General features: G+C 71.6%; 24 protein-coding genes. 10 read left to right on the forward strand and 14 right to left on the reverse strand.

Annotation, left to right across the window (positions count from 1 at the left end; translation table 11 throughout):
* Window positions 1-5: 5 nt before the first annotated feature.
* Together IEY33_RS06865 and lexA are read right to left on the reverse strand one after the other, a co-directional pair.
* A complete protein-coding gene (locus IEY33_RS06865; protein WP_188961531.1) occupies window positions 6-1,271 on the reverse strand; it encodes a Y-family DNA polymerase in 1,266 nt (421 codons plus the stop codon).
* Window positions 1,268-1,906 carry a transcriptional repressor LexA gene (lexA, locus tag IEY33_RS06870; RefSeq protein WP_188961532.1) on the reverse strand — a complete coding sequence of 213 codons (639 nt, stop codon included), beginning with the start codon at window positions 1,904-1,906 and terminating at the stop codon, window positions 1,268-1,270. Before lexA ends, IEY33_RS06865 begins: the two co-directional genes overlap by 4 nt.
* A gap of 133 nt (window positions 1,907-2,039) precedes the next feature.
* Here lexA and IEY33_RS06875 point away from each other — a divergent pair, with 133 nt between their 5' ends.
* On the forward strand, window positions 2,040-2,534 hold the full coding sequence (locus IEY33_RS06875) for an NUDIX hydrolase (RefSeq protein ID WP_188961533.1): 495 nt from the start codon (window positions 2,040-2,042) through the stop codon (window positions 2,532-2,534).
* Window positions 2,535-2,648: 114 nt separating this feature from the next.
* On the opposite strand, the gene IEY33_RS06880 is transcribed toward IEY33_RS06875, so the two are convergent.
* From IEY33_RS06880 to IEY33_RS06905, 6 genes are all read right to left on the reverse strand, one after another.
* Window positions 2,649-2,873 (reverse strand): hypothetical protein, encoded by a 225-nt coding sequence (locus IEY33_RS06880; RefSeq protein WP_188961534.1) that lies wholly within the window; start codon window positions 2,871-2,873, stop codon window positions 2,649-2,651.
* A gap of 145 nt (window positions 2,874-3,018) precedes the next feature.
* Window positions 3,019-5,505, reverse strand: coding sequence for a glycoside hydrolase family 3 C-terminal domain-containing protein (locus tag IEY33_RS06885; RefSeq protein ID WP_188961535.1), 2,487 nt, complete (start codon window positions 5,503-5,505; stop codon window positions 3,019-3,021).
* Between the two features lie 113 nt (window positions 5,506-5,618).
* Window positions 5,619-6,674, reverse strand: coding sequence for an oligopeptide/dipeptide ABC transporter ATP-binding protein (locus tag IEY33_RS06890; RefSeq protein ID WP_229670844.1), 1,056 nt, complete (start codon window positions 6,672-6,674; stop codon window positions 5,619-5,621).
* Window positions 6,661-8,640 (reverse strand): dipeptide/oligopeptide/nickel ABC transporter permease/ATP-binding protein, encoded by a 1,980-nt coding sequence (locus IEY33_RS06895; RefSeq protein WP_229670845.1) that lies wholly within the window; start codon window positions 8,638-8,640, stop codon window positions 6,661-6,663. The genes IEY33_RS06890 and IEY33_RS06895 overlap by 14 nt, the downstream gene beginning before the upstream one ends.
* On the reverse strand, window positions 8,637-9,626 hold the full coding sequence (locus IEY33_RS06900) for an ABC transporter permease (protein ID WP_188961537.1): 990 nt from the start codon (window positions 9,624-9,626) through the stop codon (window positions 8,637-8,639). The genes IEY33_RS06895 and IEY33_RS06900 overlap by 4 nt, the downstream gene beginning before the upstream one ends.
* 135 nt (window positions 9,627-9,761) lie before the next feature.
* Window positions 9,762-11,396: an ABC transporter substrate-binding protein gene (locus IEY33_RS06905; protein ID WP_188961538.1), complete on the reverse strand. Its 1,635-nt coding sequence runs from the start codon at window positions 11,394-11,396 to the stop codon at window positions 9,762-9,764.
* 358 nt (window positions 11,397-11,754) lie between these two features.
* Between IEY33_RS06905 and IEY33_RS06910 the strand changes: the two genes are divergently transcribed.
* The 5 genes from IEY33_RS06910 to IEY33_RS06930 all read left to right on the forward strand — a co-directional run bounded on the left by IEY33_RS06910 (window position 11,755) and on the right by IEY33_RS06930 (window position 17,034).
* Window positions 11,755-12,816, forward strand: coding sequence for a LacI family DNA-binding transcriptional regulator (locus tag IEY33_RS06910; RefSeq protein ID WP_188961539.1), 1,062 nt, complete (start codon window positions 11,755-11,757; stop codon window positions 12,814-12,816).
* A gap of 38 nt (window positions 12,817-12,854) precedes the next feature.
* On the forward strand, window positions 12,855-13,949 hold the full coding sequence (locus tag IEY33_RS06915; protein WP_188961540.1) for a Gfo/Idh/MocA family protein: 1,095 nt from the start codon (window positions 12,855-12,857) through the stop codon (window positions 13,947-13,949).
* A complete protein-coding gene (locus IEY33_RS06920; RefSeq protein ID WP_188961541.1) occupies window positions 13,946-14,947 on the forward strand; it encodes a sugar phosphate isomerase/epimerase family protein in 1,002 nt (333 codons plus the stop codon). Before IEY33_RS06915 ends, IEY33_RS06920 begins: the two co-directional genes overlap by 4 nt.
* Entirely contained in the window at window positions 14,944-16,122 is a 1,179-nt protein-coding gene (locus IEY33_RS06925; protein ID WP_188961542.1) for a Gfo/Idh/MocA family protein, read from the forward strand. Before IEY33_RS06920 ends, IEY33_RS06925 begins: the two co-directional genes overlap by 4 nt.
* Before the next feature lie 99 nt (window positions 16,123-16,221).
* Window positions 16,222-17,034, forward strand: a complete 813-nt coding sequence (locus IEY33_RS06930; protein WP_188961543.1) for a sugar phosphate isomerase/epimerase family protein — start codon at window positions 16,222-16,224, stop codon at window positions 17,032-17,034.
* Between the two features lie 21 nt (window positions 17,035-17,055).
* On the opposite strand, the gene IEY33_RS06935 is transcribed toward IEY33_RS06930, so the two are convergent.
* Together IEY33_RS06935 and IEY33_RS06940 are read right to left on the reverse strand one after the other, a co-directional pair.
* Window positions 17,056-18,654: a S53 family peptidase gene (locus IEY33_RS06935; protein WP_188961544.1), complete on the reverse strand. Its 1,599-nt coding sequence runs from the start codon at window positions 18,652-18,654 to the stop codon at window positions 17,056-17,058.
* Window positions 18,655-18,865: 211 nt separating this feature from the next.
* Entirely contained in the window at window positions 18,866-19,384 is a 519-nt protein-coding gene (locus IEY33_RS06940; protein ID WP_188961545.1) for a hypothetical protein, read from the reverse strand.
* 260 nt (window positions 19,385-19,644) lie between these two features.
* Between IEY33_RS06940 and IEY33_RS06945 the strand changes: the two genes are divergently transcribed.
* Together IEY33_RS06945 and IEY33_RS06950 are read left to right on the forward strand one after the other, a co-directional pair.
* Complete coding sequence (locus tag IEY33_RS06945; protein WP_188961546.1) at window positions 19,645-20,403, forward strand: transporter substrate-binding domain-containing protein; 759 nt, start codon at window positions 19,645-19,647, stop codon at window positions 20,401-20,403.
* Window positions 20,404-20,632: 229 nt separating this feature from the next.
* A complete protein-coding gene (locus IEY33_RS06950; RefSeq protein WP_188961547.1) occupies window positions 20,633-21,298 on the forward strand; it encodes an amino acid ABC transporter permease in 666 nt (221 codons plus the stop codon).
* A 300-nt stretch (window positions 21,299-21,598) separates the two neighbouring features.
* Here IEY33_RS06950 and IEY33_RS06955 read toward each other — a convergent pair whose 3' ends face one another.
* A complete protein-coding gene (locus IEY33_RS06955) occupies window positions 21,599-21,913 on the reverse strand; it encodes a metal-sensitive transcriptional regulator (protein WP_306415600.1) in 315 nt (104 codons plus the stop codon).
* A 103-nt stretch (window positions 21,914-22,016) separates the two neighbouring features.
* Complete coding sequence (locus tag IEY33_RS06960) at window positions 22,017-22,238, reverse strand: CopZ family metallochaperone (RefSeq protein WP_188961548.1); 222 nt, start codon at window positions 22,236-22,238, stop codon at window positions 22,017-22,019.
* A gap of 259 nt (window positions 22,239-22,497) precedes the next feature.
* Between IEY33_RS06960 and IEY33_RS06965 the strand changes: the two genes are divergently transcribed.
* Window positions 22,498-22,827, forward strand: a complete 330-nt coding sequence (locus tag IEY33_RS06965; protein WP_188961549.1) for a four-helix bundle copper-binding protein — start codon at window positions 22,498-22,500, stop codon at window positions 22,825-22,827.
* A 71-nt stretch (window positions 22,828-22,898) separates the two neighbouring features.
* On the opposite strand, the gene IEY33_RS06970 is transcribed toward IEY33_RS06965, so the two are convergent.
* Window positions 22,899-23,225 carry a hypothetical protein gene (locus IEY33_RS06970; RefSeq protein ID WP_188961550.1) on the reverse strand — a complete coding sequence of 109 codons (327 nt, stop codon included), beginning with the start codon at window positions 23,223-23,225 and terminating at the stop codon, window positions 22,899-22,901.
* A 221-nt stretch (window positions 23,226-23,446) separates the two neighbouring features.
* Between IEY33_RS06970 and IEY33_RS06975 the strand changes: the two genes are divergently transcribed.
* Window positions 23,447-24,934, forward strand: coding sequence for an aldehyde dehydrogenase family protein (locus tag IEY33_RS06975; protein WP_188961551.1), 1,488 nt, complete (start codon window positions 23,447-23,449; stop codon window positions 24,932-24,934).
* A 74-nt stretch (window positions 24,935-25,008) separates the two neighbouring features.
* Here the strand turns inward: IEY33_RS06975 and IEY33_RS06980 are convergent, their stop codons facing one another.
* Window positions 25,009-25,563, reverse strand: coding sequence for a MarR family winged helix-turn-helix transcriptional regulator (locus tag IEY33_RS06980; RefSeq protein WP_188961552.1), 555 nt, complete (start codon window positions 25,561-25,563; stop codon window positions 25,009-25,011).
* Between the last annotated feature and the right edge of the window lie 71 nt (window positions 25,564-25,634).

The raw sequence follows: 25,634 nt of genomic DNA on the forward strand, positions 1-25,634 counted from the left end.
GTCCCTCATCGGTCGCGCGCCAGGGAGCGCGCCACGGCTGCACGCACGACAGACGACGGCGACAGGGCGGGCTCCGGCGCACCGGCAGGCGCGAGGGGCGCGGCCTGCACGGGGCAGGGCCGCATGGGGCGCGGGCGTTCCGCACCGGTCAGCCAGTCCACCCAGACGTACTGCGCGTCCGCCACCAGCGCGTACGGGTCGCGCCACTCGACCCGCACCAGCGCGTCCGGGTAGCGCTCCAGTACCTCCTGCACGGCGTCCAGCTCGCGCGCGTCCGGCCACAGCCCCACCTGCCGGGCCGGCTGTTGCAGCCCCGAGCACTCCAGCGTCACGGCGTCCACCCCGAGGGCCAGCGCGCCCGAGTCCAGCAGCAGGCGCTCCGCCGCGCGGCGCAGGCCCGCCTCCTGCAGCGGCCACTTCAGGCGGCGCGTGCCGCTCAGGCGACCGCCGGGCGTCACCGCGTGCACCGACAGGGACGCCGCCGTCCGTCCGCGCAGGGCCGCCCACAGTTCCGGCACGGCCTCCCCCAGCAGGGCCGCCGCCTCGTGCGGCTCGTGCAGCGGTTCGTCCAGCGCCCGCGTGACGTGCAGCGTCCGGTCCGGCATGTACCGCGCGACGCGGGTGCAGCGCTCCCCGCGCAGGAAGCGGTTCACGCGCCGCCCCGTCCCGGCCCCCAGGAACGCCCCGCGCTGCGCGGCACTCCACGCCATCAGGTCCGCAAGACCCCGCACGCCCAGGAAGTGCAGGCGCTCCACCTGCGCGTCCGTGACGCCCAGCACGCCCAGGTGCGCCGTCAGCGCGAGCGGCAGGTACGCGCGCTCCGCGTCCGGCTGCAGCTCGCGCACCTCGCCCGGCACGGCCCGCAGCGCCGCGAGGTGCGCCACCTCCACGCTGCCCGCCACGCCCACCCGCGCGCCGAACGCGACCGCCAGTTCCCGCGCCGCGCCCGGCGAGGCGTGCAGGAACGCCACGCCGGGAGAACGGCCCTCCACGTGGTCACTGAAGCGCGCGTGCAGCGTCTCCAGCAGGGCCGTCCACGCCTGCGCGGCGACGGGCGCCGTCACCACCTCGGCGTGCAGGTCCGGGCAGCGGGACACGGCCGCCTGCTCGCGCATACCCGCACGCACGCCGCCCGCCACGGCCGCACCGTTCGCGTGCAGCACGCGCCGGTCCTCGCCCAGCACCGCGAGCGGCACGTCCGGACGCGCCTGCCCGAGCAGGTGCAGCGGCCAGGGCGTGAGCAGCGCGCACACCACCGGCCGCACGCTCATTCCCTGGGCGCGCCGGGACGCGTGCCCGGCAGGCCGACGCGCGCGACCATCCGGCCCTGCACCTGCACGTCCGCCGCCGCGAAACGCATGCGGGGGTGCGCGGGATTCTCGCTGAGCAGCGTGACCTGCCCGCCCGAACGGTACAGGCGCTTCAGGGTGGCGCTGTTCTCGCCCGGCACGAGCACCACCGCGACCTCGCCGTCGTGCACGTCCTGCGCGGGCCGCACGAGCACGTAGTCACCGTCCATCACGCCGATGCCCGTCATGCTGTCCCCCCGGACGACCAGCAGGTAATCGCCGTCGCGTACGCCCAGCAGCACGTCGAGGCTGGGCGTGGTGCGGTCCGGCTGCTGCTCGGCCAGGATGGGCGGCCCTGCCGCGATCTGCCCGTAGATCGGCAGGCCCGTCCCGACCGCCGCGAGGGCCTTCTCGCTCAGGTGCAGGCGGCCGCGCGGCCCGCTGCGCTCCACGAACCCCAGGTCGCGCAGGGCGCGCAGGTGCGCGCTCACGGCCGCCTCGCTCACCCGCAGGTGACGGGCGAGTTCCGCGGCGCTCGGCGGGCCGCCCGACTCGCGCGTGAGGCGCAGAACGGTACGGAGCAGGTGAAGGCGCAGTTCGGTCAGGCGGGGCGGCATGCGGAACCTCCGGGCGGCAGCACGAGTGGTTAAGAATCCTTAGCTACCTGCAGCCATCGTGACCCGCCCGCCCCACCACGTCAAGCCCCCCACCCCACCACACGGACGCGCTACCCTCCTCCCCGGAGGACCCATGCCCTACACGCCCATCATCGGCACGCTCGCCTACGTGCTCTCCGAGGACCGCCAGCACGTCCTGCTCATCCACCGCACCGCCCGCCCCGGCGACGAACACCTCGGCAAGTACAACGGCCTCGGCGGCAAACTCGAAGCGGACGAAAGCGTCACAGACGGCATCCGCCGCGAACTCATGGAAGAAGCGAACCTCACCGCGCAGCACATGACCCTGCGCGGCACCGTCTCCTGGCCCGGCTTCGGCAAGAACGGCGAGGACTGGCTCGGCTTCATCTTCGTGGTCGACGCCCACACCGGCACCCCACCCACCCGCAACGAGGAAGGCACCCTCGCCTGGCACCCCGTCCAGCACCTCCTGAACGGCGACCTGCCCGTCTGGGAAGGCGACCGGCACTTCCTGCCCCTGGTGTTCGACGACGACCCGCGCGCCTTCCACGGCGTCATGCCCTACCGGGACGGCCGCCCCGTCCGCTGGACGTACGACCGCCTCTGACCCGGCAGACCACCGCCCCGCCGGAATCCGTGCGTTCCTCCTGCCTCCACGGCCCGCGCGGTGTGGCCGGGCGGCAGCTTCGTGTTCCGCCCGGCTGACCTTCCGCACGTCAGCTCAGTGGGACCGGACCCGTCCACCCCGGGACCGACCGGACGGGACCCGGTCCGCCCGCCAGGACCGCCGGAACGCGGCGGGCACCGTCCGCCAGGGCCGCCACGCCTCCAGTCCCGCCCACACCAGCACGCCCAGCAGCAGCAGGCCCGCGCCGCCCACCCGGCACGACAGCAGGGCCAGCAGCACGAGCGCCCCCAGCACCCCAAACGCATGACGTTCACTCATGGGGGCAGGATCGCGCGCCGCTCCCCCCGCCCGGTACTGGCCGACCGGCACGCCCGCCGGCCACCTGACCAGGGGGAGGCCGGACCGTCACGCGACCCGGCACGGCGGCGTTCGCCCCGACGGCGGGCGGAGCAGCATGTCGGGCTCAGCGCGTGGGTTCGCTCCAGGGCGTGTCGAGGGTGAGGTGCACGGTGAGGGGCAGGTCGGCGCTGCTCTGCCCGATCAGGAGGTCGAAGTCGCCCGCTTCGGCCACCCAGGCGTGCGCGGCCGGGTCGTGGTACGCGAGGTCGCGCATGCCGACGGGCAGTGTGACGCTTCCGATCTGGCCGGGATCGAGGTGGATCTTGGCGAAGGCCTTGAGTTCCTTGTGCGGGCGTTCGAGGCGGCTCTCGCGGTCGTGGACGTAGAGCTGCACGACGGTGCTGCCCGCGCGGGTGCCGGTGTTCTTGACCTGCACGTGGACGGTGACGCTCTCCCCTGCCGTGAGGGTGGGGGCGCTCAGCTGGGCGTTGGAGACTTCGAAGGTGGTGTAGCTCAGACCGTGCCCGAAGGGGTAGAGGGGCGTGACGCCGTGCCGGTCCACGTGGCGGTAGCCGGTGTACAGGCCCTCGCGGTACTCGACGTGGCCGTTCTCGCCGGGGTACTGCACGTCCGGCGTGAGGGGGTGGGTGGGGTCGTCCTTGAGGGTGGCGGGGAAGGTCTGCGGGAGGCGTCCGCCGGGGTCGGCGTGGCCGTACAGCACGTCGGCGATGGCGTGTCCGGCCTCCTGGCCGGGGAACCAGGCCTGCAGTACGGCGGGGGCGCGGGCGAGCCACGGCATGGTGACGGGACCTCCGGTCTGCAGGAGGACGACGGTGTGGGGGTTGGCGTTCAGGACGGCCTGCACGAGTTCGTTCTGGCGGCCGGGCAGGTCGAGGCCCCAGCGGTCGACGCCTTCGGTTTCCCAGTCGCCGTTGGTGCCGACGCACACGACGGCGTAGTCGGCCTGCGCGGCGAGCGCGGCGGCCTGCCGGACGCTGTCCTCGGCGGGTTCGGGCCGGAAGCCGACGCGGACGGCGTTGAAGCCCGCGATGCCGTTCTGGAAGTCGTTGGGGCTGAAGGTCACCACGAGTTCGTGTGGTCCGGCATTCAGGTGGCGCTGGCCGCGCACCTCGTCGGAGCCGAACCCGAAGTACGTGGCGCCGGGCGTCCAGGCCTCCCAGTTGTCGACGAGCGTGTCGCCGTTCAGCTGCAGGCGGCTGTGGCCTGCGCTGGCGAGGCTGAAGTCGTACGTGCCGTCGTGCGGGGCGTGGACGGTGAGGGTGAGGGTGGCGTGGAAGGCGCGGGGGTCGACGCCCTGCGGGTACTGGAACCACATGACTTCCGCCTGACTGCGCTCGTCGCGGGCCGTCTCGGCGCCGCCTTCCTGCGCGCGGTACGTGATGCGGACGGGCACCTGCGGGACAGGCAGGTACTTGTCGTTGTCGCAGCCGACGGCGGTGCTGACGCGGGTGGCGTGGCCGGATTCGCGCAGGCCGTCGAGGGGGGAGACGGCGCGGTGGGCGTTCATCTGGGCGCTGCCGCCGCCCATGATCTGCGCGGCGCTCGCGTTCGGGCCGATCACGGCGACCGTCCGGCCGGGCGCGAGGGGCAGCAGGCCGGTGTTCTTGAGGAGCACCATGCTTTCGGCACCGGCGCGGCGGATGAGGGCGCGCGTGCCTGGGTGGTCGGTGTCGCGTTCGGCGGCGTCGCTCACGTCGCGCGGGTGCGTGAAGGTGCCGGTGCGTTCGATCAGGCGCAGGACGGCGTGGGCGCGTTCGCGGACGGCGGCGGCGGTGGCGGGGTCGCGCTGCGCTTCCTGCAGCAGGTCGGCGCGGGCCCTGGCGGGGCCGGGCATTTCGAGGTCGAGGCCCGCGCGGGTGCTTTCGGCGGCGCTGTGCGTGCCGCCCCAGTCGCTCATGACGAGGCCCGTGAAGCCCCATTCCTCGCGCAGGACGGTCTGCAGCAGCCAGGGGTGTTCGCTGCAGTACACGCCGTCCAGGCGGTTGTAGGCGGTCATGATGGCCCAGGGGTCGGCTTCACGTACGACCATCTCGAAGGGCCGCAGGTACAGTTCGCGCAGGGCGCGTTCCGGGATGTCGCTGCTGATGGTGCCGCGCTGGTATTCGCTCTCGTTGCCGGCGAAGTGTTTGGGGGTGGCGGCCACGCCGTTCTGCTGGAGGCCGTGGACGTAGGCGACGGCGAGCCTGCCGGTGAGGACGGGGTCCTCGGCGTAGTTCTCGAAGTTGCGGCCGTTGAGGGCGGAGCGCAGCACGTTGATGGTGGGGGCGAGGAGGACGCCTGCGCCCTTGTCGAGCGCTTCGCGGGCGAGGGACGCGCCGATCTCGTGCAGCAGGTCCACGTTCCAGCTGCTGCCGAGCGCGATGCCGACGGGGTACGCGGCGGTCTTGACGCCGCCGACGAGCGGGCCGCCGCCGCGCACGCCTGCGGGGCCGTCGCTGACCTTGAGCTGCGGGATGTTCAGGCGGGGGACGGCGGCGGTGCGCCAGAAGTCCGCTCCGGCGAGCAGCGAGACCTGTTCTTCGAGGGTCATCCGGTCGAGGAGGTCGTGGAGGTCGGGGTGGGTGTGTGGGCCTTGGAGCGTGTCGGTCATGCGGGGTACCTCGTGTGGAGGGGCGGGGTGGGTGGGCGGCCGGGCCGCTCTGAATCGTTTCAGTCAGTGTACAGGGCCGGTCCCGGCACCACGCCAGGCCCAGGCCCCCGCCGCTACGCCGAGGACGGGTCCGGACGCAGCGGCGGCTGCGCGGCCAGCACCGGATCGTGCAGAATGCAGCGCGCGAGGTGGCCGGGCGCGACCTCGTACAGCCTCGGCAGGCTCTGGCGGCACGCGGCGCGGGCGTGCGCGCAGCGCGGCTCGAACGGGCAGCCGGGCGGCAGGTTCGTCAGGTCCGGCACCTCGCCGCGCGCCTCCACCCGCTCGGCCCGCAGGCTCTCCTCCGGCTTCGGCGCGGCCGAACGCAGCAGCTGCGTGTACGGCATCTGCGGCGCGCCGATCACCGCGTCCGCCGGACCGATCTCCACGATGTGCCCGGTGTACATCACGGCCACGCGGTCCGCCATGTAGCGCGCGCCGGACAGGTCGTGCGTGATGAACAGCATGCTCAGTCCCTCCTGATCCTTCAGGTCGAGCAGCAGGTTCATGATGTCGAGCCGGATCGACACGTCCAGCGCGCTGGTCGGCTCGTCCGCCAGGATCAGCTGCGGCTCGGTCGCCAGGGCACGCGCGATCACGACGCGCTGCCGCTGCCCGCCCGACAGCTGGTGCGGGCGTTTCGCGGCCCATTCCGCGCCGGGTGCGAGCCCCACGCGCTCCAGCAGGGCGTTCACGCGCTCCTGCACCGCCGCGCCGCGCGCGAGCCCCTGGTTGATGACGGGCCGCGACAGGATGTACCCGATGGAGTTCAGGCCGTTCAGGCTCCCGTACGGGTCCTGGAAGATCATCTGCACGTCCTTGCGGAAGCGTTTCAGGCCGCTGCCGCGCAGGCGGTTGGGGATGACGGCGGCGTTCATGCGGACGGTGCCGCGGTCAGGCTCGTACAGGTGCGCGATCAGGCGGGCGATGGTGCTCTTGCCGCTGCCGGACTCGCCGACCAGGGCCAGCACCTCGCCGCGCGCGATGCTGAGACTCACGTCGTTCACGGCCGTGATGCTGCGCCCCGAGCGGCCCACCCGGAAGGTCTTCGTCAGGCCCTCCACCTGCAGGGCAGGCGCGGCGGACGGGCCGGGCGGGATGGGGTGGGGGGCCGTGTCAGTCGCTCGCAAGGACATGCTGCCCTCCGTTCAGGGTCCGGCCGGACGGGTCCGCGTCACCGGTGAGGGGCGAGTGCAGGAAGCACGCGACGGTGTGGCCCGGCCGCACCTCGGCGCGGGCGGGCCGGTGCGTGTCGCACGTGCCGGGCATCCGCAGGTGGCAGCGTTCGAAGAACGGGCAGCCTGGCAGCTCCACGGCCAGGGAGGGCGGGCGGCCGGGAATGCCGTCCCGGCGTTCCTTCGCGCCGGAGAGCGGCGGGAAGGCCGTCATGAGCTTCTGCGTGTACGGGTGCTTCGGCCGGGTGTAGATCTCCTGCGCCGGGGCTTCCTCGACGATCTCGCCGGCGTACATGATCGCGATCCGGTCGCTCATCTCGACCAGCAGCGACAGGTCGTGCGTGATGAAGATGATGCTGATGCCCAGCCGGCGGCGCACCTGGTCGATCTCCTGCAGGATCTGGCGCTGCACGACCACGTCAAGGGCCGTGGTGGGTTCGTCCATGACGACCAGCTTCGGTTCCAGGGCCAGGGCGATGGCGATCACCACGCGCTGCTTCATGCCACCGGACAGCTGGTGCGGGTAGGCGTCCAGGTAACTCTCGCGGATGCCGACCAGCCGGAACAGTTCGCGGGCACGGGCGTCCAGCGTGGCAGGGTCCGTCACGCCGTGCGCCTGCATGGCGTCGTACACCTGTTCGCGCACCTTGATGACGGGGTTCAGGACGTTCATGCTCGCCTGGAACACCAGCGAGTACTCCTTCCAGCGGACCCGGCGGAGTTCCTCGGGCGTCAGGCCCAGCAGGTCCACGCCGGACAGGCGCGACTCGCCGCCGAACACCGCGCCGGGCGCGTCCAGCAGGCGCGTCGCGGCGAACGCCAGGGTGCTCTTGCCGCAGCCGGACTCGCCCGCCAGGCCCACGAACTCGCCCGGCTGCACGTGCAGCGTCACGTCCCGCACCGCGCGCACCGGGCCGGCCGGGGTCTCGTACCCGGCGTCCAGGTGGTTCACGGCGAGCAGGGCCCCGTCGTCCGGGGTGGTCCGTGCGGCGCTGCCCGGGCGGCGCAGGATGCGGGTGGCGCCGCGCGCGTGGTTGGCCCTGGGGTTGCTGACCTCGTCGATCCCGAAGTTCAGCAGCGCGAAGGCCGTGCCGAGCAGCGCGATGCCCAGGCCGGGCGCGGCCACCCACCACCACGCGCCCTGCAGCAGCGCCTGCTTGGCCTGCGCCCAGTACAGCATGGTGCCCCACGTGACCTTGCTGACGTCGCCGATGCCGATGAACGACAGGGCCGCCTCGCTCAGCACGGCGTACAGGGCGGTGCTGAAGAAGTTCGCGGCGATGATGCCCGCGAGGTTCGGGAGCATCTCCCGGAAGATGATGCGGGCGGGACTCTCGCCGGTCATGACGGCCGCGTGAATGAAGTCCCGGTCGCGCAGCGTCAGGGCCTGCGAGCGCAGGACGCGCGCGCCCCACGGCCAGCCGGTCAGGGCGATCACCAGGATGATCGCGCCGGTCCCCGCGCCGCTCAGGAAGGCACTCACGACGATCAGGAGCGGCAGGCCGGGCAGCACCAGGATCACGTTCGTGAAGAGGTTGATGCCCTCCCCCACCCGCCCGCCGTAGTACGCGGCGGCGAGACCGGCGGTCGTGCCGATCAGGGTCGCGATGACGCCCGACGCCAGCCCGATCAGCAGCGTGAGGCGCGCGCCGTACAGCAGCTGCGCGAGGATGTCCTGCCCGAGCGCCGTGGTGCCGAGCAGGTGAGCGGCGGACGGCGGGAGCATGGTGCCGTACGTGCCCGCACTGGGGTCGTGGCGGGTGAGGAGCGGCGCGAACACGCCCATGGCGCCCAGCACCAGCAGCATGATCAGACCGGTTCGCGCCTGCGGGGAACGCCAGATGAGGCCCAGCGTGCCTTCCCGCAGCCAGCGCAGGCGCGCGGCGGGCCGGGCGGGACGGGCAGGAGCGAGGACGGTCACGCGGGCCTCCCGTCACGCACGCGCGGGTCCAGCACGGCGTACAGCAGGTCCACCAGGAAGTTTGCGATCAGCACGGCCGCCGCGATCATCAGGAACAGCGCCTGCATCAGCGGGTAGTCCTTGGCGTTCACGGACGTGAACAGGTAGAAGCCCAGGCCCGGGTAACTGAAGACCGTCTCGACCAGGATCGAGCCGCCCACCACAAAGCCGAGCGCCATCCCGAAGGCCGTCAGGCTGGGCAGCATGGCGTTGCGGAGCACGTAGCGGTTCACGATGCGGCGCTCGCTGAGGCCCTTGGCGCGCGCGAACGCGAGGTAGTCCTCGCCGAGGACGCTCATGACGTTGTTGCGCATGGTGATCAGCCACCCGCCCGCCGCCGTCACGACGATGGTGATGGCGGGCAGCGCCGCGTGCCGCAGCATGCTCGTCCACCACTTGGGCGTGAACGCGTCGCCCACGAAGGGGTCGAGGTTCCCGCTGATGGGGAACACGTCGCGTTTGAGGGCCAGGAAGTAGATGAGCAGCAGCGCGAACCAGAAGTACGGCATGGCGTTCACGAACAGCGCGAGCGGCGGCAGGATGTTCGCGAGCCACGTGCCGCGCCGCCACGCGCTGTACAGGCCGAGGGCCGAGCCGATCAGGAACGACAGGACGGTCGTCACGCCGAGCAGCCCGATGGTCCACGGGGCGGCCTGCGCGATGATGTCCGTGACGGGCGACGGGAACTGGCTGACGGAACGCCCGAAGTTGCCGTGCAGCATGTTGTTCAGGTACGTGAAGTACTGCGTGAGGGCGCTGCCCTGGTCCGTCAGGCCGTACGCGATCCGCAGGGCCTGCGCGGCGTCCGGCGTGAGCTGGCCCTGGTAGCGGGCCATCATCGCGCCGACCGGGTCGCCGGGCACCAGCCTCGGCAGGATGAAGTTCAGCGTGGCCGCCACCCAGAGGGTGAAGACCAGAATGCCGAATTTACGCAGGATGTACGCCATGAGGGACACTCCAGTGGTCCGCGTGCCGGCCGGGCGGTGCGTGCGTCACCGCCCGGCCCGGCGGGAAGGGAGAAGCGGGGACGCGTGCCGTCCCGTCGGGGCGGGGGCGGCCGCTGCGGCGCCCCCGCCTGCGCGTCACCTGGGTTTGACGTTCAGGAACATCAGGCGCGCGCCGACCTGGTCGCTGGGGCTGCCTTCGTTGTAGGGGTTCTGCGCGTCGGGGAAGCCGGTGAACTTGGCGGTGTTGTACACGTTGAAGCTCGTGCGGGCCGTGAGGGGAATCCACGGCTGGTTCTTCATGACGGTCGTGACCATGGTGCTCATCAGGGCCTTCTGCTGGGCGGGGTCGCTGGTGGCGCTGAAGCTGTCGATGGCCTTGGTGAGGGCGGGGTCGGTGAAGTGCGAGAGGTTGCTGCTGGCGGTCTTGCCGACGGGCGCGCTGAATTCGGGGCTGAAGGACTGGTAGTACAGGTTGTACGGGGTGGGGCCGCTGCCCCAGCCCCAGCTGACGCCGGTGTCGAAGGTGGCGGTCTGGAAGGACCCGGCGTAGCTGGCGAACACCTGCTGGTCGATGCTGGTGGAGATGCCGAGCGGTTTGAGCTGCTCGCCGATGACCTGCGCCATGGTGATGAAGTCCGTCCAGCCGCTGCCGACCAGGATCTTGAAGGCGGGGAGTGGTTTGCCGTCCTTGCCGAGGCGTTGGCCCTGGGCGTTCTTCCTGTATCCGGCGGCGGTGAGGGCGGCGTCGGCGGCCGCGACGTTCAGTCTGGGGGCGAGGGTGGCGGCCGTGCCGGGCTTCCAGACCTTCTGCTGTCCGGGGATGATGCCGGTGGGGTCGGCGGGCGGGACGACGCCGGCGTAGGCTTTGTCGGCGACTTCCTTGGTGTTGATGGCCATGGCGAGCGCGCGGCGGAAGGCGGCGTCGTCGAAGGGGGCCTTGGTGGTGTTGAGGTACAGGGCGTTGAGGTTGTTGACGGGCCACCAGTACGTGAAGTTCGCGCCTTTGTTCTTGTAGTCCTTGTTGGGGTCGGGGACGGCGATGTAGCCGTAGTCGGTTTCGCCTTTGAGCATCTTGAGGAGCGAGGCGTCGTTGCCGTTGGTGGCGAACCACGCGACGGCGTCCACGGCGGGCTTGCCGGGCATCCAGTACGAGGTGTTCCTGAGGACGCGGACGGCCTGGGTGCTGTACGTCTCGGCGACGAAGGGTCCGGTGCCGATGGGGGTGTCGTTGGTGAAGGTGAGGGGGTCCTTGACGTCCTTCCAGTTGTGTTCGGCCACGATGGGCAGGTGCGCGATGTAGTAGAAGGCGGGCACGTTGACCTTGTCGAAGGCGATGACGACGGTGTTCGCGCCCTGGGCGGTGACGCTCTTGACGCCGTTCTTCCAGATGCCGGTCAGGTCGAGGCCGGGGTTGGCCTTGAGGTAGTTGAAGGTGAAGGCGACGTCGGCGGCGCTGAACGGCTGGCCGTCGCTCCATTTGACGCCGCTGCGGGTGGTGACGGTGAGGGTCCTGTTGTCCTTGCTCCAGGTGTACTTGGTGCCGAGGACGGGGTTGACCTTGCCGTCGAGGGCGTTGACGTAGAAGAGCGATTCGTAGATGGCGCTGAGGGTGGGCGGGAGGTGGTTGGCGGCGGGCGTGAAGGGGTTGTAGTTCTTGCCGGAGAAGGGGGCGGTGTTGACGACGTTGAAGGTGGTTCTGGGTTCGGCGGCGAGGGCGGTGCCGAGGGTGGCGCTCAGCAGCAGGGTGAGGGACAGGGCGCGTCTGTTCATGGAAACCTCCGGGTGAGGGGATGTGCGGTTCTGGCCGTGCAGCGGGTGTGGGGCTGGTCGGGGAGGGGGCTGTACGGGTGTGGGGCGCGGGCCGTGAAATGTAGCGTTACATTCCCGGCGGTCGGCGCGGTGGCCCGCCGGGTGGGCGGACGCGGGAGGGGACCGGCAGATGTGGCGTCCAGCACGAACCGCAGCAGGAGCCGTGGTGGATGGTGGAGCGGTTTGACAAGTTGTGTGTACCGCTATAATGTAACGCTACAACAGCCACAATGCAACCCCCGTCCCAATTCGCTCCACCTCCGCCACCCCCGCCCGCCCCGGCAGCACTCCGGCCCACCCCCGGTCCCGAAGGTCCCCCATGACCGTGAACCCCACCCCGCCCGCCCCCACCAGCGTCACCATCAACGACGTCGCCCGCCGCGCGGGCGTGTCCGTCATGACCGTCTCCAACGTCGTCAACGGCAAGACCAGCGTCCGCCCCACCACCCGCCAGCGCGTCCTCGACGCCATCGAAGCGACCGGCTACCGCGTGAACCCCATGGCGCGCGCCCTCGCCGGGGGCCGCAACCGCCTGCTGAGCGTCATCGCGCCGCAACTCAACCTCCCGTACGTCTCCGAAGTGCTGCAGGGCGCCACGCAGGCCGCCGAACGCCTCGGCTACGACCTCGTCGTCATGATGATCGGCGAACGCAACACCTCCGACCTGAGCGTCATGAGCCGACTCTCCGCAGGCGCACTCCTCATCCAGCCGTCCCGCCGGGGCCGCGTGCGCCGCCTGCACCTCCCACAGCACGTCGTCAGCGTGGACGGCCCCAGCGACCTGCCGCTCGTGGTCGACAACTACGGCGGCGCGCGCCAGGCCATGCAGCACCTCCTCGCGCTCGGCCACACCCGCATCGGCTTCGTGAGCGGCCTGCACTCCGAGAACATCCTGAGCGGCGACACCCCCGAAGCGCAGCTCTGGGACCGCGACGACGCCTCCGAACGCCTGCGCGGCTACCACGACAGCATGGCCCTCGCCGGACTGGACGTCCCGCAGGGCTACGTCCAGCACGGCGACTACCTCAAGGAGAGCGGCGAGGTCGCCGTCCGCGCGCTGCTCGCCCTGCCCCGCCCGCCCACCGCGCTGTTCGTGTCGGGCGACGCGATGGCCCTCGGCGCGATGCACGTCGCGCAGGACCTCGGCCTGCACGTCCCGCAGGACCTCAGCATCGTGGGCTTCGACGACCTGCCGATCGCCGCCGCGTCCCGGCCCGGCCTCACCACCGTCCGGCAACCGCTGCAGCACATGGGCGAGACGGCCGTGCAGATGCTGATCGACCTGGTGGACGGCCAGCCCGTCACCCTCCCGCCGCCCTTCCCCACCGAACTCGCGGTGCGTGAATCGACCGCGCCGCCCCCACACACCCGCCCCGCCTGATCCACCCGCCTGACCCGCCCACCCACGGAGGACCATCCATGACCCGAATCGGCATCATCGGCACCGGCGACATCAGCGCCGCCTACCTGCGCGCCGCGCGCGACCTGCACCTCTTCGAGGTGGCCGCCATCACCGACCTCGACACGGCCCGCGCCGAAGCCAGAGGCGCGGAGTTCGGCGTCCCGGTCCTCGGCCTGGACGCCCTGCTCGCCCGCGAGGACCTCGTGGCCGTCGTGAACCTCACGCCGCCCGCCGCGCACGCCGCCGTCACGCTCGACATCCTGGCCGCCGGACGGCACGCCTACAGCGAGAAACCGCTCGCCGTGACCCTCGACGACGGCATGCGCGTCCTGCAGGCTGCCCGGACGGCCGGTCGCCGCGTCGGCTGCGCGCCCGACACCTTCCTCGGCGCGGGCCTGCAGACGGTCCGCGCCGCCATCGACGGCGGCCTGATCGGGCGGCCCGTCGCCGCGACCGCGTTCTTCATGGGGAGCGGCCCCGAGAGCTGGCACCCCAACCCCGCCTTCTTCTACCAGCCGGGCGCCGGGCCGCTCTTCGACATGGGCCCCTACTACCTCACGGCGCTCGTGAACCTGCTCGGCCCCGTCACCCGCGTGAGCGGCAGCGCCGTGAGCGCCTTCACGGAACGCGTCGCCGGGCACGAATCGCGGCGCGGGGAGCGCATCGCCGTGCACACGCCCACGCACGTCACCGCTCAACTCCAGCTGGGCGGCGTGCCCTGCACCTTCATCGCGAGCTTCGACGTGCCGGGCAGCGAGGTGCCGCGCATCGAGATCTACGGCACGGAAGCCACCATCAGCGTCCCCGACCCGAACACCTTCGGCGGTCCCGTCCGCATCTGCCGCCTCGGGACGCGCACCTGGGAGGAACTGCCCGTCACGCGCCCCTACGCCGAGAACTCACGCGGCATCGGGCTCGCGGACCTGCTCTCCGCCGCCGAGCGGGGTGAAGCGCACCGCGCGAGCGGCGACCTCGCGTACCACGTGCTGGAAGTCATGCACCGCGTGCTGGAGTCCGCCGACGCCGGACAGCCGCTCGACGTGCACAGCCGCCCCGAACGTCCCGCCGCCCTTCCCGAACAGCCCGAGTGGCTGCAGGCGGTGACGCGGTGACGCGCCCCGTCACGCTCTTCACCGGCCAGTGGGCGGACCTGCCGCTCGCGGAACTCGCGCCGCTCGCCCGGAGAATGGGGTACGACGGCCTGGAACTCGCCTGCTGGGGCGACCACTTCGACGTGCAGGCCGCCCTGCGGGACGACACCTACGTGACGCGCGTCCGTGACCTGCTGGACGCGCACGGCCTGCAGTGCCGCGCCATCAGCAACCACCTCGTCGGGCAGGCCGTGTGCGACCCCATCGACGCCCGCCACCGCTCCATCGTGCCCGCACACGTGTGGGGCGACGGCGAGCCCGAAGGCGTCCGGACGCGCGCCGCGCAGGAGATGATCGACACCGGGCGCGCCGCCGCGAAACTCGGCGTGAAGACCGTCAACGGCTTCACCGGCAGCAGCGTCTGGCACAGCCTGTACGCCTTCCCGCCCACCGATCAGGCGTACTGGGACGCGGGCTACACGGACTTCGCGCGCCGCTGGACGCCCATCCTCGACGCCTTCGACCGGGAGGACATCAACTTCGCGCTGGAAGTCCACCCGACCGAGATCGCCTTCGACCTCGCCACCGCGCAGCGCGCCCTGGACGCCGTGAACGGCCACCCGCGCTTCGGCTTCAACTACGACCCCAGCCACCTCGGGTACCAGCACGTGGACTACGTGCGCTTCATCCGGACGTTCGCCGACCGGATTTTCCACGTGCACATGAAGGACGTGTGGTGGGGGCACGGCAGCGGCGAGGTGGGCGTCTTCGGCGGGCACACCGACTTCGGCGACGCGCGCCGCTACTGGGACTTCCGTTCGGTGGGACGCGGCGACATCCGCTTCGAGGACGTGATCGTCGCCCTGAACGACGTCGGCTACGCCGGACCGCTCAGCGTGGAGTGGGAGGACGCCCGGATGGACCGCGTGCACGGCGCCACCGAGAGCGCCGCGTACGTGCGCCGCCTCGACTTTCCCGCCTCGGCCGTCGCCTTCGACGCGGCCTTCGAGCGCAAATGAGCGCCGTCACCCCCGGCCCGCGCCCGCTGCGCCTCGCGATGGTGGGCGGCGGACAGGACGCGTTCATCGGCGCGGTGCACCGCATGGCGGCCCGGCTGGACGGCCAGTACGAACTCGTGGCGGGCGCCCTGTCCAGCACGCCGGACAAGGCCCGCGCCTCCGGGCTCGCGCTCGGCCTGACCGAGGAGCGCAGCTACCCCAGCCACGAGGCGCTCATCGCGGGCGAACTGGCGAAACCGCCGTCCGAACGCGTGCAGGTGGTCAGCATCGTCACGCCCAACCACCTGCACTACCCGGTCGCGCTCGCGTGCGTCCAGGCGGGCTTCCATGTCGTGTGCGACAAGCCCCTCGTGCACACCGTCACGCAGGCCCTCGCGCTCCGTCAGGCCGTGCGGCAGGCGGGCACGGTGTTCGGCGTGACGTACAACTACAGCGGCTACCCGCTCGTACGCCAGATGCGGCACATGGTGCAGGGCGGCGAACTCGGCGAGCTGCGCAAGGTCAGCGCCGAGTACCACCAGGGCTGGCTCGCCCGCAGCGTCACCGAGGCCGAGAGCAAGCAGGCGGGCTGGCGCACCGACCCCGCCCGCAGCGGCCCGGCCGGCGCGCTCGGCGACATCGGCACGCACGCCGAACAGCTCATGCGGTACGTGACGGGCCAGGACGCGTGCGAGGTGTGCGCCGAGCTGACCTCATTCGTGCCGGGCCGCACCCTGGACGACGACGTGACCGTGCTGCTGCGCTACCCCGGCGGCGCGAAGGGCCTGCTGACGGCGTCGCAGGTCGAGATCGGACGGGAGAACGACCTGCGGCTCGCGGTGTTCGGCACGCTCGGCAGCCTCAGCTGGCGGCAGGAGGACCCGAACGTGCTCGTGTACGACCGCCTGGACGCCCCCCGGCAACTCCTCACGCGCGGCGGGCCGGGCCTGAGCGCGGCCGCGCAGGCCGCCACGCGCCTGCCCGCCGGGCACCCGGAAGCGTTCATCGAGGCGTTCGCGAACGTGTACAGCGGCGTCGCCCGGCACGTGCGCGCCCTAGAGCGCGGCGAGCCGCACACGCCCGACTACCCGACCGTCGAGGACGGCGTGCAGGGCGTGGCCTTCGTGGGCGACGTGCTGCGCAGTCACCACGCGGGCGGCCGCTGGGTCACGTGCGAGGACCACGGCACGGCCTGACACGGGTCTTCACTCCACCGTGACGGCACCATCCGGGTGCTGTCCGACCCGGCGCCACACTCACGGCGTGCCCGTTCAGGCACGCCACAGGAGCTCCCCATGACACACCCCAGCAGAGGCACCCTGTCCGTCCAGCTGTACACCTTCCGCGACGCGTACGCCGCCGATCCCGGCGGGACGCTCGCCCGGCTCGCCCGGACGGGCTTCCGGTACGTGGAACCGTTCGGGGTCGGCAGCAACAACCAGCCTGCCGCCGACCGCGTGAGCGGCGCCACCGCCCTGAGAGGCCTGCTGGACGAGCACGGCCTGAGCGCGTCGTCCGCGCACACGGGCGCGCCGGTCGGGCCGGACGCGGACAGCATGCTGGACGCCATCGAAGCACTCGGCGTGCAGACGGTCGTGATCTCCTGGCCGGGCGAGGTGCCGGGCTTCGAACGGGACGTGATGTCCACCCTGGACGGCACGCTGCGCTTCGCGGACGCCCTGAACGAAGCGGCGGACCGCGCGGCGGCACGCGGCGTCCGGCTCGGCTTCCACAACCACTGGTGGGAGTGGACGGTCTTCGCGGACGGCCGCAGCGCCTACGACACGCTGCTGCAGGCCCTCCGGCCCGAGGTGTTCATGGAGGTGGACGCGTACTGGGCACAGACGGCCGGTCAGTCGCCCGCCGCGCTCGTCGGGCAGCTGGGCGAACGCGTGCGGCTCCTGCATCTCAAGGACGGCCCGGCCGAACCGGACGCCGCCCAGGTGCCGCTGGGCGGCGGCGTGATCGACAACCTCGCCGTGATCCGCGCCGCGCCCTGGGTGCGCTGGCACGTGCTGGAGATGGACCGCACGGACGGCGACGTGTTCGCCGAGGTCCGGCAGAGCGCACGGACCCTGATCGAGGCGGGCGTCAGCGACTGGACCTGAACGCGGCAGGGCACGGGACAATCAGGTGCGGCGGAGCGCCTGGAGGAGGGCTTCGCCGTTCGGGGTGCCGAGGCCGGTGCAGGGGTCCCAGCCGGTCCGGGCGGCGTAGGCGCCGTTGTTGCCGACGGTGATGTCGTGGAAGGCTTCCGGGTGGGCGTAGAGGGCGGGGTTCAGGAAGCCGAGGCGCGTGCCGAGCGCCTGGTTGAGCCGGGCGGTGAGGCCCGCCCAGAGGGGCGCGACGGCGCTGGTGCCGCCGATGACGGTGTCCACGCCGTCCACGCGGACCTGATAGCCGCTCTGCGGGTCGGCGACGGCGCTCACGTCGGGCACGCCGCGTCCGGCGCGGTGTGGGGGGTTGGCGGAGGTGGGGACGCCCGCGCCCGACTGGTACGCGGGGAGGGGGTAGGTGTCGCTGATGCCGCCGCCTGACGCGCCCTGCTGGACGCCGTTGTTCCAGACGGATTCCATGGCGATCAGGCCGCCCTGCAGGGTGAGGCGCGTGCCGCCGCAGCCGGTCGCGGCGGGGCTGGAGGCAGGAAAGTCCGCGTGGGCGAGGCCGCCGGGCACGCGGTCGCTGCTGCCGTCGTCTCCGGCGGCGCAGAAGACGCTGACGCCGAGCAGACCGGCTTCCTGGAAGGCGGCGGTCATGGCGTTCATGGCCTGCGTCGTCCAGTTGCTCTCGGCCGCGCCCCAGCTGATGCTGATGACGCTGGGCCGGTGGGTGGGGTCGTGGGCGGCGGTGGTGACGGCGTTCAGGAAGCCCGCGTCGGTGTTGGGCGCGAAGTACACGACGATGCGCGCGCCGGGAGCGGACGCGCCGACCACTTCGATGTCGAGCATGACTTCGCCGTCCGGTCCGCCGGGGTCGCCGGTGGGGCGGTTGCGGGCGCCGTTCACGCTGACGGCCGTGACGCGGGGGGTGGGGAGTCCGGCGGCCCTGAAGTACGCGCGCAGGTCGGCGGTCCGGTAGCCGCCGCCGAGTTCGATGATGGCGACAGTCTGCCCGCTGCCGTCCGTGCCGGCAGGGAAGGCGTACGCGGCGGTGAGGGCGGTGACGGGGAAACCGTTCGTGAAGGCGTGCGGGTGCGCGGTGCCGGGTTCGGGGGTGGGGGGGCGGGCGTAGCGGTACTGCGGGTGGGCCTGTGGGCGGTCGTCGAGCCCGAAGACGCCTTCGATGAGCGGTGCGAGCGGGGAGGGGACGCTGAGGGTGCCGCTTCGCCCGCGGAACTGCGCGGCGGCACTCGGCTGGTCGTCGCTGCCGAGCGGCCGGTAGAGGTGGAGCGTGGCGCCGAAGGCGGCTTCCATGTCGTGGAGGGCGCCGCTGAGGACGACGGTCCGGCGTTCGGGGCTGCTCTGGACGACGCTGAGGTGGTGGTCGTGCGCGAAGTCGGCGATGCGTTCGAGGTCGTCGTGGTCGGCGCCGTACCGTTCGAGGTACTCGGCGGGCGTGAGGACGGGGGTGGCGGTGCCGGGTTCGGGGAGCGGCTGGCGCGGCCGGACGCGGAGGGTGACTTCGAGGGTGTCGTCCGGTGAGGGCTGGCCGACACGTTCGGCGCGGTGTGGGGCGGTCTTGCGGCTGTCGGGCAGGGTGGTGCGGGGTTCCGGCCTTGCTTCGGTCATGTGCGTCCTCCTGAGGAGTGGGGCAGTTCAACCTACGCTGTCAACAGAATGATACCTGTTTTTTACGGACCCTTCTGGCATCTCGTCCTGACATCAGCATACGTCCCGCCGCTGAGACGCGGTGATGAACCGCGCCCTGCACCACCGCAGAAGAGCGCCCCGCCGACATCGGCGGGGCGCTCCTGAAGACCTGAAGTCAGGTCGGCCGGATTCAGACCAGCTGGCCGTGATGGGCGAGCATGACGGGCTCCAGCACGTTCATCGGGACGCTGTCGTCCACGGCGACCGCGCGGCCGCCTTCGGAGATGCTGCGGTCGAGACGATCGTAGTGGTCGTCGTCGAGTTCGGCGCGGTGGTCCGTGCCCGTCTCGTCCACACCGGCCGCGCCGCCCACGCCACCGACCGCAGCGCCGACGCCGGAACCGAGGGCCGCCATACCGAGCACGACGGGAAGGGCGAGGCCGCCCGTGCCGATGGTGACGGCCGTGCCGATCACGGCGGCGGCCACACCGGTGATGGCGCCCGCAACGGTGCCCTTCACGGCGCCTGCACCGGCGTCTTCAGCGGTGCCGCCCTCCATGGGGGTCACGTCGGCGGTGGTCGCCGTGGTGCTCGCCGTGCGGCGGGTGGCGGTCATCTGACCGAGTTCGGGACGCACGGCGCCCTGGTTCTGGAGGTCCTTGATGAAGGCGTCGGCGTCGGCCACTGTCGGGAACAGAATGTGTTTCATGCCTCACAGTCTCGGGGAGGTCCCCCGCATCAACGTGAGGGGCGTCCCAAGGCATGCTGACCTCGCCTGCAGGAGACCGTAATGTTGTGCAACGCACGTTCGGCAGGCCCGGACCGCACCCGCAGCGGCGCCGGCCCGTCAGATGAAGGAACGGGTAGTTTACAAAAAAGATCAACAGGTGTAGGCTGCTCCGGTTGCCGTACGCCCACGCCCAGCGTGAGCCACACCACACCAATCCGCCTCCGGGCATCAGGAGTCCCATGAAACACCTCATCCCCCTCGCCACCCTCGCCCTGCTCGGCGCCGCCAGCGCGGCCAGCGTCAGCACCCTCACCCCCGGCGTCCTCGTGATCGGCCAGGAAGGCACCTACGCCCCCTTCACCTTCAAGGACGCGCAGGGCAACCTCACCGGCTTCGACACCGACATCGCCAAGGCCATCGCCGCGAAACTCGGCCTGAAGCCCCAGTTCGTCCTCACCGAATGGAGCGGCATCCTCGCCGGCCTCCAGGCCGGGAAGTTCGACGTGGTCGTCAACCAGGTCGGCATCACCGCCGAACGCCAGAAGACCATCGGCTTCAGCGCCCCCTACGCGTACAGCAGCCCGCAGATCATCGTCAAGAAGACCGGCACCTTCGCGCCCACGACCCTCGCGGACCTGAAAGGCAAGCGCGTCGGCGTGGGCCTGGGCAGCAACTTCGAAGCGCAGCTGCGCGCGGCGGGCGGCATCAACGTCGTCACGTACCCCGGCGCGCCCGAGTACCTCGCGGACCTCGCCACCGGCCGACTCGACGCGGCCTTCAACGACCGGCTGCTCGTCGGGTACCTCATCAAGTCCCAGAACCTCCCCGTCAAGGGCGCGGGCGTGATCGGCCAGCCGGAATCGGTCGGCATCGCCATGAAGAAGAGCAACACCTCCCTGCAGGCCGCCGTGAACCGCGCCCTGCTGCAGATCAAGGCCGACGGGACGTACGCCCGTATCAGCCGCCAGTGGTTCGGTCAGGACGTCAGCAAACCCTGAGGCAGGGCCTGACCCGGACGGCCGCGTGACCTGAGCGGCGCAGACCTGAGCGGGGCAGACACGCCCCGGCACACGGTGGGGGAACGCGGCAGAGCAGTCCGCGTTCCCCCACTGCCGTGCCGCCCCCCCGGCCGGACCCCGGCCCGATTGCGCACGCCGCCACGCACCCCCTACGCTGAGCAGGCCGCACTCCCCTCCCGCCCCTCTCCCCTCCCGAGGACACGCCTGAATGGAACAGTTCCAACTCGTGCTGCAGAGCGCCTGGGCCGCCCTGCCGACCCTGCTCGCCGCGACGCGCCTCACGCTGGGCTTCGCGCTCGCCGCGATGCTGCTCGGCCTGCCGCTCGGTCTGCTCGTGGCCCTCGCCCGCCTGTACGCCCCACGCCCCCTGGCCGCCCTGGCGGGCCTGTACGTGTCGTTCATCCGGGGCACGCCGCTGCTCGTGCAGATCTTCGTGATCTACTACGGCCTGCCCAGCGTCGGGCTGGTCCTCACGCCCGTGCAGGGCGGCGTGCTCGCCCTCACCCTGAACGCGGGCGCGTACCTGTCCGAAACGATCCGCGCCGCCATCCAGAGCGTCCCGCGCGGCCAGCGGGAAGCGGCGTACAGCCTGGGCCTCAGCCCCGCGCAGACCATGCAGGCCGTGATCCTGCCGCAGGCGGCCCGCGTCGCCCTGCCCAGCCTCGGCAACACCCTGATCGGCCTCGTGAAGGACACGTCGCTCGTGTCGGTCATCACGGTCGTCGAACTGCTGCGCAGCGCCCAGCTCGTGATCGCCCGAACCTTCGAACCGTTCGGACCCTACCTCGCGGCCGCCCTGGTGTACTGGGCGATCAGCAGCGTGCTGGAACTCGTGCAGCGCCGCCTGGAGACACGCCTCTCCCGCAGCGGCTAGCGGGGCGCGCCCCCGGCCAGACGAGAGGACCGCACCGGCAGGCGCCGTGTGCGGTCCTTCGTTCGTCGGTCGTTCCGACGGCCCGCCTCCTGTCCGAAGCCAGGTCCGGCCGGGACGATCAGGGCTCCGCGTGCCGCTCGGCTGGATGTCATACGGTTTTGATCCGATTCCAGGGATGCCGGAAACAGCACCGACATCCCTTCCATCTCCTCCAAACCGTACTTTTTGGTACTCGCTTCGCTCGGCTGAACTCTACAAGTTCAGCTCAAAACCGTATCAAGCCTTCCGCTCAGGCCGGGATCAGGTGTACTTGAGGGCTTCCATGAGTTCCTCGACGATCTCGGTGGTGTCGCCGCGCTCGTGGGCGGTCGCGACGTGGGCTTCCAGATGCCCGCGCAGCACGACCTCGCCCGCACCGGACAGGGCGCCCTGCACCGCCTTGATCTGCCGCAGCACGTCCACGCAGTACACGTGCGGGTCGTCCAGCATCCGCACGATGCTCTCCAGGTGCCCGCGCGCGATGGCGAGGCGTCTGGACGCGCGTTTACGGGCATCTTCGGGCATGCACAGGTGCGGGTGCGTGCCCTCGCCGTCCGGCGCGTGCGGGGAATTCATGCAGCCACAGTCCGGTTCAGGGAGGAGCGGGTGAGGCGGCGCACGTTCCGGCTCCGCCACACCCCGCCTCGCGGACACTCCCGGAGTGCCGTGAAGGTCAGGGTCACCGCAGGCCGGCGGGGGTGCTGGCGCGCTGCGCGGTGTAGCCTTCCTCGGTGACGGCGGCCACCAGGGCCTGCAGGTCGGCGTCGCCCTCGACGATGGCCTGCCCGGTCGAGAGGTCCACCTGGGCGTTCTGGACGCCGGGCACGGCGCGCAGGGCTTTGGTGACGGCGCTCTGGCAGTGGCCGCAGGTCATGCCGGTGATCTTCAGTTCGGTGGTCATGCGTTCAGGGTAGACCCCGCCCCAGGGGGTGTCAAGAATGAAGCTGACACTGTTTCCGGGCGTGCTGGCGCGCAGCGAGGACCACCCTGACGGACAACGGACGCGGCCTCCGGCGACCCCCCGGGGGAGGATCAGGTACCGTGCTGGCCCGCGAGGGCCTTGAGCGTCCCTTCAGCGTGGCGGCGGCGGGCGCGCCGGGGAGGGTACGCTGGGTCACGCCACCCTTCGCCTCGCCACTCACCCTTCCTGGAGGTTCATCATGACGAGTTCCGAACTGCAGGTCTGTCTGGACGCCTGCCTGCGTTGCCTGCAGGCCTGCGAGCACTGCGCGTCCGCGTGCCTGTCCGAGCCGGACGTGGGCATGATGGTGGCCTGCATCCGTCTGGACCGCGACTGCGCGGACGCGTGCACCTTCACGGCGCGCCTGCTGATGCGCGGCAGTGAGCTGCACGCCGAGGCGTGCCGGGTGTGCGCCGAGGCCTGTGACCGCTGCGCGGCCGAGTGCGGCAGGCACGGTCACGAGCACTGCCAGGCGTGCGCGCGGGCGTGCCGGGCGTGCGCGGACGCCTGCCGGGCCCTGGCGGCCTGAACTGCACGAGGACGTGGCCCCGGAGTGATGCTCCGGGGCCACGTTCTGTGTGACCTGTGTGACGGGCGGGGTCAGCGCTCGTAGTTCTCCTGCGGTTCCAGCAGCTGATGGTCCGCGTCCTGCCCCTGGGGGAGGTGACCGGCGCGGTACAGGTCGTTCAGGCTGCGCAGGCCGCGGCGCAGGAACCAGCTGTCCCCGTGTGCCGCGAGGTCCCGGAGTCTCGCCTGGTACGTGAAGCTGCCCTTGCTGCTCTCGGCCACCAGTTCGAGCAGGTCGCCGCCGCCCGGCGCGGTGCGGGCGGCGACATGCAGGCCCTCGTCGAACTCGAAGTCCGTGACAGCCTGCTCGGCGCGCTGCAGGTAGGCGTTCAGATCCAGGTTGCGTTCGGTGTCGGTCATGCCTTCACTGTGACAGGCGACAGCGAAGCGCTCCTGAGTGGGCCTTGAGGGTTCCGAGAGGTCGGAGCGGGAGGCGCGCTCCGGGGCGGGTGCTGGAAGGGACATCCATGCCGCACGGTTATGGTTTAGACTGAGTGCAATCTTCTTCGCGCCTGTCCCGTCCCCGCCCCGAGTCACCACTGCCCGAGTCGCCACTGCCCGAGTCGCCACTGGAGGTCGCCATGCAGCCGTTCACGTCCCGCCCGGCCCGCCCCGCCCCCACCCCGCCCGGCCCCGCATCCGTCACGCAGCGCGACACGTCCCCCGCCGCGCTGCGTGAACTGTTCGACCTGCAGCGCTCCGAACGCTGGCACGCCGCGCGCACGACGGCCACCGAGCGCAGCGAACTGCTGTCACGCCTGCGCGCCACCGTCAAGGCGAACCGCGTCCGGATCGCGGCCGCGCTCGCGCAGGACCTCGGCAAGAGCCGCGCCGAGGCGGAAATCACCGAGATTCACCCGCTGCTCGACGAGCTGCGCGCCACGCGCCGCCACCTCGGCGAGTGGATGAAACCGCGCCGCGTGCAGGGCGCACCCAACCTCGGCCTGGGCCGCAGCGAGGTGCAGTTCGAGGCGCGCGGCGTCACCCTGATCCTCAGCCCCTGGAACTACCCGCTGAACCTGTGCCTCGCGCCGCTCGTCGGGGCGCTCGCCGCCGGGAACACTGCCATCCTGAAACCGAGCGAGAAGGCGCCCGCCACGGCCCGCATCATCCGCGAGATCGTCACGCAGACCTTCCCGCCGTCGCTGGTCGCCGTGGTGGAAGGCGACGCGCAGGTCGCGCAGGACCTGCTCGCCCTGCCGTTCGATCACGTGTTCTTCACCGGCAGTCCCGCCGTGGGCCGCAAGGTCATGACGGCCGCCGCGCAGACCCTCGCGAGCGTCACGCTGGAACTCGGCGGGAAATCCCCCGTCATCGTGGACGAGAGCGCCGACCTGAACGTCGCCGCGCGCCGCGTCGCGTGGGGCAAGTTCCTGAACGCCGGACAGACCTGCGTCGCGCCGGACCACGTGTACGTGCACGAACGCGTCGCGCAGGACTTCACGGCGCGGCTCGTGACGGCGACCGAGGCGCTGTACGGCGGCCCCGTGTGGCAGCGCGTCGGGGGCGAGTACGGCCGCATGGTGGACGAGGGCAGCGTGGCCCGCCTGCGCCGACTGACGCAGGGCAGCGTCGCGCAGGGCGCCACCCTCCACTACGGCGGCACCTTCGACGAGGCGAGACGCTACGTGTCGCCCACCGTCCTGACCGGCGTGCAGGAGGACATGCCCGTCATGGCGGAGGAACTGTTCGGACCGGTCCTGCCCGTCATCACCTACCGGAACCTGCAGGACCCGCTGGAACGCATCCGCACGCGCGAGAAACCGCTCGCGCTGTACCTGTTCAGCAGCGACGCGGCCACCGAACGCGTCATCCGGACCGAGACGTCCAGCGGGAGCCTCGTCGTGAACGGCACCGTCGTGCAGTTCGTCCACCCGCACCTGCCGTTCGGCGGGGTGGGACCCAGCGGACAGGGCAACTACCACGGCGAGTACAGCTTCCGGGCGTTCTCGCACGAGCGCGCCGTGCTGCACGAACCGCTGCATTCGCCCAGCAAATCCCTGTTCCCGCCGTACGGTCGCCTCCTGCCGCGCTTCACGAGCTGGGCCCTGCGTAAACTGAACGAGTAATCAGGCAGGCGGCAGGTCACAGAAAACGAAAGGGGCGGGAACCCGGTGACAGGTTCCCGCCTCTCTCGTTCCGGTCATTCGGGGGTGGGGCCAGGTTCGAGGCTGGCGAGGAGGCGTCCGGCCAGCGTTTCGAGGGTGCGGATCTCGTCCGCCGTGAGGACGCTGAACATCTCGCGTTCGTTCTGGAGGTGCTCGGGGATGAGCTGGTCGGCGAGGGCGCGGCCGCGCTCGCTGAGGCGGATGCGGTTGGAGCGCCGGTCGAGGTCGTCGATCTTCCGTTCGATCAGGCCGCGTTCGAGGAGACGGCCGATGCGGTTGGTGATGCTGGCACCGGTGATGGCGGTCAGTTCGCTCAGCTCGGTGGGGGTGAGTCCGGCGGGCGGGGCGCTGCGGCGCAGGGTGACGAGCAGGTCCCAGGTCGCGGGGTTCAGGCCGCTGGGGGTGTAGGTGCGGTTCACGCGGCGTTCCATCGCGGCGTGGAGCCGGTCGATGAGCAGGTAGGTGAGCATCGGTGAGGGGTCGAGGCCGGGGCTGGCGTGCTGCCAGTCGTGCACGATGCGCTCCAGCAGGGCGCGGGTGCCGGTGGGCGTGCCGGGGTCGGAGTCGGGGTGCGGGTCGGGGGTACGCATGGTGGGGGCCTCGGGGATCGCCTGCGGCGCCGTGGGACAGGGGCCGGGGCAGGCGAGGGCGGATTGTGGAA

Source organism: Deinococcus aquiradiocola (assembly GCF_014646915.1).
GTDB lineage: Bacteria > Deinococcota > Deinococci > Deinococcales > Deinococcaceae > Deinococcus > Deinococcus aquiradiocola.

What these genes read in the sequence shown, in the direction of transcription:
- IEY33_RS06865 (WP_188961531.1), bottom strand. Translation starts at nt 1,271, where the DNA reads ATGAGCGTGCGGCCGGTGGTGTGCGCGCTGCTCACGCCCTGGCCGCTG.
- lexA (WP_188961532.1), bottom strand. Translation starts at nt 1,906, where the DNA reads ATGCCGCCCCGCCTGACCGAACTGCGCCTTCACCTGCTCCGTACCGTT.
- IEY33_RS06875 (WP_188961533.1), top strand. Translation starts at nt 2,040, where the DNA reads ATGCCCTACACGCCCATCATCGGCACGCTCGCCTACGTGCTCTCCGAG.
- IEY33_RS06880 (WP_188961534.1), bottom strand. Translation starts at nt 2,873, where the DNA reads ATGAGTGAACGTCATGCGTTTGGGGTGCTGGGGGCGCTCGTGCTGCTG.
- IEY33_RS06885 (WP_188961535.1), bottom strand. Translation starts at nt 5,505, where the DNA reads ATGACCGACACGCTCCAAGGCCCACACACCCACCCCGACCTCCACGAC.
- IEY33_RS06900 (WP_188961537.1), bottom strand. Translation starts at nt 9,626, where the DNA reads ATGGCGTACATCCTGCGTAAATTCGGCATTCTGGTCTTCACCCTCTGG.
- IEY33_RS06905 (WP_188961538.1), bottom strand. Translation starts at nt 11,396, where the DNA reads ATGAACAGACGCGCCCTGTCCCTCACCCTGCTGCTGAGCGCCACCCTC.
- IEY33_RS06910 (WP_188961539.1), top strand. Translation starts at nt 11,755, where the DNA reads ATGACCGTGAACCCCACCCCGCCCGCCCCCACCAGCGTCACCATCAAC.
- IEY33_RS06915 (WP_188961540.1), top strand. Translation starts at nt 12,855, where the DNA reads ATGACCCGAATCGGCATCATCGGCACCGGCGACATCAGCGCCGCCTAC.
- IEY33_RS06925 (WP_188961542.1), top strand. Translation starts at nt 14,944, where the DNA reads ATGAGCGCCGTCACCCCCGGCCCGCGCCCGCTGCGCCTCGCGATGGTG.
- IEY33_RS06930 (WP_188961543.1), top strand. Translation starts at nt 16,222, where the DNA reads ATGACACACCCCAGCAGAGGCACCCTGTCCGTCCAGCTGTACACCTTC.
- IEY33_RS06935 (WP_188961544.1), bottom strand. Translation starts at nt 18,654, where the DNA reads ATGACCGAAGCAAGGCCGGAACCCCGCACCACCCTGCCCGACAGCCGC.
- IEY33_RS06940 (WP_188961545.1), bottom strand. Translation starts at nt 19,384, where the DNA reads ATGAAACACATTCTGTTCCCGACAGTGGCCGACGCCGACGCCTTCATC.
- IEY33_RS06945 (WP_188961546.1), top strand. Translation starts at nt 19,645, where the DNA reads ATGAAACACCTCATCCCCCTCGCCACCCTCGCCCTGCTCGGCGCCGCC.
- IEY33_RS06950 (WP_188961547.1), top strand. Translation starts at nt 20,633, where the DNA reads ATGGAACAGTTCCAACTCGTGCTGCAGAGCGCCTGGGCCGCCCTGCCG.
- IEY33_RS06955 (WP_306415600.1), bottom strand. Translation starts at nt 21,913, where the DNA reads ATGAATTCCCCGCACGCGCCGGACGGCGAGGGCACGCACCCGCACCTG.
- IEY33_RS06960 (WP_188961548.1), bottom strand. Translation starts at nt 22,238, where the DNA reads ATGACCACCGAACTGAAGATCACCGGCATGACCTGCGGCCACTGCCAG.
- IEY33_RS06965 (WP_188961549.1), top strand. Translation starts at nt 22,498, where the DNA reads ATGACGAGTTCCGAACTGCAGGTCTGTCTGGACGCCTGCCTGCGTTGC.
- IEY33_RS06970 (WP_188961550.1), bottom strand. Translation starts at nt 23,225, where the DNA reads ATGACCGACACCGAACGCAACCTGGATCTGAACGCCTACCTGCAGCGC.
- IEY33_RS06975 (WP_188961551.1), top strand. Translation starts at nt 23,447, where the DNA reads ATGCAGCCGTTCACGTCCCGCCCGGCCCGCCCCGCCCCCACCCCGCCC.
- IEY33_RS06980 (WP_188961552.1), bottom strand. Translation starts at nt 25,563, where the DNA reads ATGCGTACCCCCGACCCGCACCCCGACTCCGACCCCGGCACGCCCACC.